At 39.0% G+C, this 9,011-nt stretch carries 9 protein-coding genes; 1 reads left to right on the top strand and 8 read right to left on the bottom strand.

Annotated features, from left to right (window positions below):
- Positions 1 to 266: 266 nt before the first annotated feature.
- Entirely contained in the window at positions 267 to 1,085 is an 819-nt protein-coding gene (locus tag H6G76_RS35475) for a radical SAM protein (RefSeq protein WP_190710876.1), read from the top strand.
- 332 nt (positions 1,086 to 1,417) lie between these two features.
- On the opposite strand, the gene H6G76_RS35470 is transcribed toward H6G76_RS35475, so the two are convergent.
- From H6G76_RS35470 to H6G76_RS35435, 8 genes are all read right to left on the bottom strand, one after another.
- A complete protein-coding gene (locus H6G76_RS35470) occupies positions 1,418 to 1,579 on the bottom strand; it encodes a CopG family transcriptional regulator (protein WP_190710875.1) in 162 nt (53 codons plus the stop codon).
- 222 nt (positions 1,580 to 1,801) lie between these two features.
- A complete protein-coding gene (locus H6G76_RS35465; RefSeq protein ID WP_190710874.1) occupies positions 1,802 to 2,536 on the bottom strand; it encodes an ATP-binding cassette domain-containing protein in 735 nt (244 codons plus the stop codon).
- Positions 2,529 to 4,022: an ABC transporter permease subunit gene (locus tag H6G76_RS35460; RefSeq protein WP_190710873.1), complete on the bottom strand. Its 1,494-nt coding sequence runs from the start codon at positions 4,020 to 4,022 to the stop codon at positions 2,529 to 2,531. Before H6G76_RS35460 ends, H6G76_RS35465 begins: the two co-directional genes overlap by 8 nt.
- Before the next feature lie 96 nt (positions 4,023 to 4,118).
- Positions 4,119 to 5,093, bottom strand: a complete 975-nt coding sequence (locus H6G76_RS35455; protein WP_190710872.1) for an MvdD family ATP-grasp ribosomal peptide maturase — start codon at positions 5,091 to 5,093, stop codon at positions 4,119 to 4,121.
- Positions 5,094 to 5,101: 8 nt separating this feature from the next.
- Positions 5,102 to 6,094, bottom strand: coding sequence for an MvdC family ATP-grasp ribosomal peptide maturase (locus H6G76_RS35450; RefSeq protein ID WP_190710871.1), 993 nt, complete (start codon positions 6,092 to 6,094; stop codon positions 5,102 to 5,104).
- Positions 6,095 to 6,238: 144 nt separating this feature from the next.
- Positions 6,239 to 6,586: a microviridin/marinostatin family tricyclic proteinase inhibitor gene (locus H6G76_RS35445; protein ID WP_190710870.1), complete on the bottom strand. Its 348-nt coding sequence runs from the start codon at positions 6,584 to 6,586 to the stop codon at positions 6,239 to 6,241.
- 316 nt (positions 6,587 to 6,902) lie between these two features.
- Positions 6,903 to 7,274, bottom strand: coding sequence for a hypothetical protein (locus H6G76_RS35440; RefSeq protein WP_190710869.1), 372 nt, complete (start codon positions 7,272 to 7,274; stop codon positions 6,903 to 6,905).
- A gap of 386 nt (positions 7,275 to 7,660) precedes the next feature.
- Positions 7,661 to 8,890, bottom strand: a complete 1,230-nt coding sequence (locus H6G76_RS35435) for an ATP-binding protein (RefSeq protein ID WP_397334008.1) — start codon at positions 8,888 to 8,890, stop codon at positions 7,661 to 7,663.
- Between the last annotated feature and the right edge of the window lie 121 nt (positions 8,891 to 9,011).

The raw sequence follows: 9,011 nt of genomic DNA, 5'->3' as shown, positions 1-9,011 counted from the left end.
CCGCGTCGGAGCGAAAAGTTGAGCCAGTGCGTTGGACGGGTTCCCCGGCATAAAGCAACTGGCGTTGCGCGTCCGGGTTTCCCGGCGCAAAACTTTTCAAGACAGAGGGGTTGGGGAGAGGTTCATCGAACTCACGTTAAATTAGGGAACCTGAAATGATGGTTCAACGTTTGATAATTAATTTTACTTAACTATTTAGTTAAATAGTTAGACATTTGTGCTGGACAGACGATACAGTAGGAGCGATTAGGTTAAAAGTGAAAAATATGCATACGATACAATCACTGCCAAATCCACGGTTTTGTTCTGTGTATGGCCCTGTAAAATCTTGGCGATATGGGAATTCACTGGGGATAGATGCTATTGGCTTAGTATCTACCTGCTCCTTTAACTGTGTCTACTGCCAACTAGGGAATATTGAACAACATACGAGTCAACGGCAAATTTTTGTACCTACAGCCCAGATACTTGAAGACCTGCAAGCGATCGCCACGTGGGAAAATATAGATGTAGTGACTCTCAGTGGTAGTGGCGAACCGACCTTAGCGTTGAATTTAGCAGAAATTCTCGCTGCTATCAAAGAACTCACACAACGACCAAGCATAGTTTTAACTAATAGTACGTTACTAGGCGATCGCACAGTACGCAGTGCTTTGAAATTAGCAGACATTGTAGCTGTGAAACTAGATGCTATTTCATCAGATCAACTACGGCGAGTTAACCAACCTGTAGCCACAATTGATTTACCAGATATAGTTGCAGGCATTGAGCAATTTCGACAAGAATACCAAGGGCATATGGCTATTCAAACTATGGTCTTATCTCCTTGGAAAGCAGACATCTTAGAAAATTACATTCAATTGCTACAACATCTCAAACCTGACGAAATTCAACTCAACACTCCTTCTCGCCCTCGCGTCTTGGTTCGGCAGTTGGATGCTAGAGGTAATAACGTTACAGCAGAATCCAGTAGTAATGTTTTTCAAAATCTTAGGTGTGTTAGCACTAATGTTTTATCCCAGCTAGCTCAACAAATTTACGCTAGCACTCACATTCCAGTGCGTTGTCCTCCAATACTCCACTAATACCGTTTCACTTTAAGTTTGATACAAATAGGCCGCAGGGGAGCAGAGGAGAAATTATTTGGATCATTTTTTTAATGAAATGGTATAAACACAAGTGACTTTGTTATGCCGCAGTTATCCTAAAGCTACCAGTTGAACATTTTATGTTTAATGATTTACCAGAAAAGTTAATGCCGGGTTTCGTGAAGTCTGAAACTTTACAAAACCCAGCAATGGTTTAACAGAGTTGCTCAACCTTTAAAAGAAGTATTAGTTGGCGAAAAATAGCCTTTCTAGTTTTGTCCTATTTACATATAAATAGGTACCGCTATTGATTGCGAACTCTGCATTTTTCATTCACGATTTTCTGCTGGTTCTGTTTTTAAAGAGCGAACTAACTCCCGAATCACATCAGTTGCTGGTCTACCCGTTGTAGAGCAGAATCTATCAAGTTTTTCTGCTTCGTTTGATGTCAGATTAATCGTCATTCGTTTAACAGCCCACTTCTTATTCATAGTTTAGACAAATAATAGATTGACAGCCCTCTTCAAATATCATTCACTTAACCTGTTAATACAATGATATAAATAATGATATTAAAGTTAAGTGATGATGAAGAGAATGATATTTTCTTCTAAGTTATAGTGAACCAGAAAAACACTTATGAAAGTATAAAGTTTCTCTATTTTTAAATAGAGAAATTGTAAATAGAATGTAAAAAAATCAATAAACTCCGGTCAAAGCATTTTCTCTAAGAATTTCTGGGCGCGCTCACACTGAGGATTTTGAAAAAAGTTATAAGGGGTAGTATCTTCTGCTAAAGTCCCCTGATCAAGAAACATAATTCGACTAGCAACTTCTCTAGCAAATCCCATTTCATGAGTCACAATAGCCATTGTGATTCCGGTTTCGGCTAAAGCTTGCATTACCAACAATACATCTTTGACCATTTCTGGATCTAAAGCTGAGGTCGGTTCATCAAATAGAATCATCTCTGGTTCCATCGCTAAAGCACGAGCGATCGCTACACGTTGTTTCTGTCCGCCTGATAATTTGGATGGGTAAACATGGGCTTTTTCTTCTAACCCAACCTTTATTAATAACTCAAACCCCTTTTGTTGGGCTAACCGATGATTCACTCCTTTGACTTTGATGGGTGCATAAGTCACATTTTCCATCACCGTCATGTGAGGAAATAAATTAAAGTGCTGAAACACCATCACTAATTTTTGCCGAATTTTAGCAATATTCACCTGGGAATTCGTGATTTCTGCGGTATGAAAGTAGATTTTGCCTTGGCTCGGCTTTTCAAGTAAGTTGAGACATCGCAGAAAAGTAGATTTCCCGCTACCAGAAGGGCCAAGAATCGCCACCACTTCCCCTTGATGAATAGTGGTAGAAATATTTTTGAGTACATCTAGATTGCCAAAGGACTTAGACAAATACTCTGTCCGAATTACAACGTCACTCACTTTGTCTCAACCTCCTTTCTAAAACTGATGCACTCTTAGTCAGACCCATAACTAAAACATAGTAAATTAAGCCAGCGAATAGCAGAGGTTCAAAGTAAATATACTTATTAGCACCGACAATCTGCGCGCTACGTAAAATCTCTACTACTCCAATTGTGGAAACTAAAGCTGAGTCTTTCAATAATCCAATAGTTTCATTTACCAATGCTGGCAGAATATTTTTTAATGCTTGGGGTAAGATGATATCCCACATCATCAACCTGTAAGGTACGCCCATCGACATCGCCGCCTCAGTTTGTCCTTTATCTACGGCTTGAATTCCCCCACGGATAGTTTCTGACATATATGCGCCAGAGTTGAGGGTAAATGTGAGTACGCCAGCTTGGAAAGCAGAGATATCATAGCCTGTCAGTTGAGGTGTGGCGTAATAAACCAAAGCCAACTGTAACAAAAGTGGTGTACCACGAAATATAGATGTGTAAGCATTAGCAACCCAGACTAAAGGTTTGATTGGGGTAATTTTGCATAGAGACAGAACTGTTCCCCAAATTAACCCCAGAAATACTGATGATAGTGTAAATTGCAATGTGAGAGGGATGCCTCTGAGGATAAAGGGAATGTCTGGGAAAATTCTTGTAAAGTCGAGATTTAGCCCGCCTTTAGAAGCAGGAGTCGATGTAGTTTCAGTAGCGGCGGTAGTCTGAGAAAACCATTTCGTTGCTAATTTTGGGAGTTCGCCTTTGTCTTTCATTTGTTGGAGAACTTTGTTAAATGGTTCTACCAACTGGGAACCTTTGGGAAATGCGATCGCAGATCCACTCGCCTGTTGTGGAGGAATGACGTTAAACTCTAATTCGGGGTTGGCTTGAGCAAATCCCCTAGCAACGGTATCCTCAACAATTGCACCATCAATTCGCCCTGATTTAATTTCCTGTATAACTTCCGGGACTCTATTAAGTTGCTTTAGCTCAATTCCTGTAACTTTTTCGCTAATTTTGCGCGCATTTTGTTCTTGAATAGTTCCTAATTGTACGCCGATTTTCTTGCCAGTCAAATCTTGAATTTGTTTGAGATTACTCTTTTTGGGTGCAACTATAGTATCTTTGGCTTCGTAATAAATAATTGAAAAATCAACATTTTTCCGACGTTCTGGGGTGGGAGTCATCCCAGCCATGACAAAATCGGCCCGATTTGCTTGGAGTGCAGGAATTAAACCATTAAAATCGGACTCCATAATTTTTAGTTTAAATCCTAGCTGTTGTGCGATCGCATTAGCTATATCAATATCAAAGCCAACGATTTTACGCTCTCTACCCTGAGTATCATAAAACTCATAAGGCGGATAATCGGGTGAAGTAATCATCGTTAGCGTGTCTTTGCCTAGAGATGAAGCGGCTTGTAGCGCATGGTTATTACCAGTAATAATGCTGATCATCAGCATTGCAGCAAACAGCATCGGCAATAACCAGACCTTTCTTTTCTTCATGGAGTCTATAAATAGAGAAATATACTCTCAATTGTATTTTTCTCTTCATTTACAGCCATCATTTTCATGAGGTATATCTGCACTAAGCATATATAATTATTGCTGATGATGGAGAAGAACTTGTGCGATCGCTTGCGAAATTGGTAAGCCAGGACAACGTTCTAGCCAGAAGAATTCTCCAACCGGATTAACTTCTAAAAACACATAGCGATTATCAGGAGTCACAATAATATCAATTGCCCCATAGTTTAATCCGAAATTAGCCATCAGTTTTAATAGTTTTTCTTCAACATCCTGAGGTAAATTATAGGGTTGCCAAGCATCGAGTAAGGCAATTCCTTGCTTCCGCCAATCGTAACGTGCATTATCTAAAGCTTGAGAATCAACCGCAGCAGTAAATATTTGTTTACCAACAATAGTTGTCCTTAATTCTAAAGCTTTAGGGACTTTCTCTTGAAATGTCATCGGACAAAAACGCAAACCATCAAGGTTTTCCAAATCTTCAGATGAAACTGGATTAGTAAACACAACTTGTTCTTGTCCTTGTTGATCATAAATAGCGAAGGAAGAAAGCATTTTCGTAATTATTTCCCCTTCACATTCTTGGAAAAACTTCTTAACTGCTTGGGGATTATTTGTTGTTAAAGTGCGTGGAGTATCTAAACCTAATTCTCTTGCTACTTGTAGTTGGAGTTGTTTATTTTCGGCGCGGCGAATATTTGGTTGCGGGTCGAGGTGAAAACCTCTAATACTGGCAATCATTCCCATAATAGTCACGCGAGATTCTTGAATAGAAGCTTGTCGTAATTGCTTATCCATAGTATTGGGAATTCTTGAACCTATGGCAATGCGTCGATACCAAACTGACGATACTTCATTTAAATCTAGCTTTTGATCATCGGCTGTAAGGATGACTTGCTCACTATTGCTATAGTAAACATCTAGTTGTACTTCTGTTGGAAAGCGGTCTGTGTCAAACCGGAATACTTTCCCTCCATAAGATTCAATTGCTTGAGTAACTAAAGAAATACTTTCGTTGTCTTGGCTGTGAGTGATAATTAAAACTGTCATATTAATTCTTATAATTGGGTATCAGTTGCTAGTAGTGCATCAGCGATCGCATCAGAAATTGGATAGTTTAAATCTCGCTCCAGCATTCCCCACTCACCTGTAGGATTAATTTCTAAAAACACATATTCTCCATCTGGAGTAACGATAAAATCAAAGGCTCCAAACTTTAATCCGAACCTACTCATAAACTTATCAAGACGACGAATAATGTCATCAGGTAATTGATAAGTATTCCATGTACAAGCATTTTGTTCAGCGCATCGCCAATCTTGGGTAGATGCTGCATAATCAGACGCATCTAAAGCCCCAACAAATAAATTACCATTCACATATACTGCCCGTAATTCTTGCTGCTTGGGGATTTGTTCTTGAAAAACCATCGGACAATAACGCAGTGATTCTGCATCAATTAAATCTTCTTCTTTAACTGCGCTAGTGTACATAAAAAAAGAAGAGCCTTCCATACTATATGAAAGCGGTCTGAGTAGCTTGGCAATCATTTTGCCTTCGACTTGTTGATAAAATTCTCTCGCTTGTTTGGGGTCGTTAGTAATCAAAGTCTGAGGAATCACAAGACCAACTTCCGCCGCTACTCGCAATTGACGCATCTTGTTTTCCGCTGCATCTATTTTTTGCAGATTATCTACCCAACGAGCAGTTCTCAAGCTATCCCAAAAGCCATCTAAAACAGCCAGAGATTCTCTAGTACAAGCTGCACGAAATTTTGGAGCTAATTCTGAACTCAGATGCGGTTCCCATATCCGCCGCATCCATACTGCTTGCACCTGTCGCGTGTCAAAAGTGCGATCGCTATACTCTACTATATGATGGTTTTCCAAATTACTAAAATAAGCTTGTAGTTTAGCATCCATCGGAAATTTATCAGTATCCAAGCGAAATGGCTGTACCCCTCTTTTTAATAGAGCTGCTGCTACTCTATCTATCGTGAAGTAATCACCGCTATGAGTAATTAGTAAAACTACATTACGCTCATTTTGCATAAAACATAGTAATAAATAAAAATGCTCAACAATCAAGTACAAAATAGGAAACCAACCTCTATCAAGGGTTGGCAAAGCATCGCAAATTTATCTGCTGAAAATTTTGGTTACAGTCAGAGATTAGATGTGTTCAAAAGCAAACACTTATTTCAGAAGAACATCATCATCTCCATCAGAGGGGAATTTCTGAGTTACAGCGATATCATCTTTATCAGAGGTTTTTTTCGTTACACAAGCAACATCTTCATGATCAGAAGGATACTTCCGAGTCTGTCTTCCTCCACCAACATCTTCCTGATCAGAAGGGTACTTCAGAGTTTGTATTCCTCCACCACCATCTTCATTATCAGAAGGGTACTTTTGAGTTACAAATTGTGTTCCACCACTGAGTGCTTCTGATTCTTCATCAGAAATTTCTTCAATATCTTGCCCTTCTAAAAATCGAGCAAAAAATGGAACTGCTTGTGAATCTTCTGGACTATTTTTAGACATAAATTTCTCCTTAATAAATCGGTGTAAATTTATCGCCGTTTCAATAGAATCAGCAGTTATGTGAGAATTTACGGAATAATTATATTAAAAAATATTATAAAAAATAATTACTCTATAAAAAATACTAATAAATAAAGAACTGATACAAAATTGCTATAGCTTTTGTTGTTGAGAAAAAATGAAATATCAGATAGTGCTGCAACACAATTTTCTTGTGTTGCAGCTATTAGTAAACTCGTAGCTTTTAATGCTATGAACAATAATTTAAATAAAGTTAGAGCTTGTCAGAAAAAAAAACTCGACTTTCTCGATATTCTCATTTGAGTTGGCAGCTTGCGGTAGGTTCTATATTGTAGAAAGTTCCTGGCTGGGGTTTAATTGAACGCAACTCCTTGATAACAGCATTAAATTTTGTATTACTGATGCCGAAACCAGCTTCAACACAAGCAGATAAACCTCCTTCGATAGGAATAGGAGAACCATTCCTAGGGCTATATACAATGAATTTATCAACAGTGCCAGTGCCAACTGCAAATCCGATAACTTGGCGAATTGTTCGCAAAGCGTCATTATCTAAGGCACCACCAATACTCCCAAAGCTGATATTAACCGCACGACTTTCAGCCAATGCCGGCGCACTAATCGACAATACTGCCCCGACAATCATCAAACAGGTGAACTTCCTCATTTGCTTCTCTACAAACTCGATACTTTTAGCTTTTTAAGCTACAAAAACACAGAAGCAGATTCCAGAAAACTTTCTGTATTTTGTGCTAAAAATACTTGATTTAGTAGAGTTTTTAGAAAGCTGTCAAGCACCTGCGGCGCGGGTGTAGGGTGCAGGGTGTGGGTTTTTTATTCTTCCCCACACCCCACACCCCGTTCTTTGTCAAAATTTTTCTTCACAGACTGTATAACTTTGCCGCCCCTGGAAGCATAACTCTGCCAATACAGTTCAGTTAAGGTTTTGATCCCTCCTAACCTCCCTTAAAAAAGGAGGAATAAGAATCAAAGAGAAAAAATAAACAAACAAAAGCCAGCACTCCTAATCAGCAAATATGTTCTAAAATGCTATTAATTTTCTTCTGTAACACTATGTAGATGCACAACTGGCAATCGCACGATAAATTGAGTGAGATTGTTCGCGCTTTGGGCAACAATCTTCCCATTCATTTGTTCGACTAGTTTTTTAACCAATGCCAGCCCTAAGCCAGTACCGCTATGCTTCCAGGGATTTTGGCTAGGAATACGATAGAACTTATCGAATATCCGAGTTAGTTCCTCAGTTGCAATCGTTACTCCTGTATTAGATATAATTAATTGTAAAAATGAAGGCTTACTAGCAAAGCGTTCAGGAATTTTATCTTCAGTCGCCGTCTCATCTTGAATGACAGTGACTACTAGGGAAATTTTTTCACCTGCGGGTGTATATTTACGAGCATTGTTGAGTAGTTCTGTAAGAATGTGGGTGAGGCTAGACGAATCAATTTCAATAGTGGGTAAGTCGGGAGCAAGATTAATCTCAAAAGTTTGCTGCTGATTTTGAAATTGGGTTTCTAATGGCTCAATGATGTGCAGAATCAAATCATGAATGTTAATGTTTGTAAGTTGTTGAGGGTATGTTCCCGCTTGTAAATGTTGCAAACTTAAAATATTCTCAATCAAGCCCAGTTCGCGATCGCATTCAGATTGCAACATGGCAAAATATTGACAAGATAATTGAGAATTTTGCTCAATCCGTCCATCTTCCTGTTCGCTCAGATTGTTTAATAACTCAACAATCATTTTGATAGTAGCGATTGGAGAGCGCAATTCGTGGGAGATGGTACACAAGAAATCGTCTTTAAGTTGATTAAGTTTCTGAAGTTCTTCAACTTGGGCTTGGGCTGCTTCATAAAGATAGGCTTGGCGCAGGGCTATAGCACACTGGTTGGCTACTTGTTGCACTAAATGGATTTCCATATCGCTGAAAGTAGAGTAGATGTCTTTAAATAACCACAAGTCACCCACTATGCCTTTTGCTTCTACCTGATCGTCAAAAATGGAACAAGCTAAAATTGCTGCATGATTGCGAATGGGAGTTGCCTGAATTTGACAGAAAGCGAAATAAGATTTCTGTTGTTGCAATTGATGATAAATTTCCGGTGCATCTGCCACATATAGCATTTGTCCCTGAGTATGAGGATGCCCTGATGCAACATATTGGTAGCGGATGATTGAGGATTGGCGATCGCTTGTATAAAGTACCGCATCACAGCATTTAACATCTAAAGCTATAGCCAATTCCTCGACAGCAGTTTGCAGAATTTGGTGTTGGTTAAGAGCTTAAGGGGCTACAAAAAGGGCTAGAATGCAGACAGAATAAGTCTCATAGCTCTTTGACCTTGTTGGTAGAAAGGACGCTTATTAGGACTTAATGTCAATA

The organism is Nostoc sp. FACHB-152 (assembly GCF_014697475.1).
Lineage (GTDB): Bacteria > Cyanobacteriota > Cyanobacteriia > Cyanobacteriales > Nostocaceae > Nostoc_B.
This window is presented reverse-complemented; position numbering and strand designations above follow the sequence as displayed.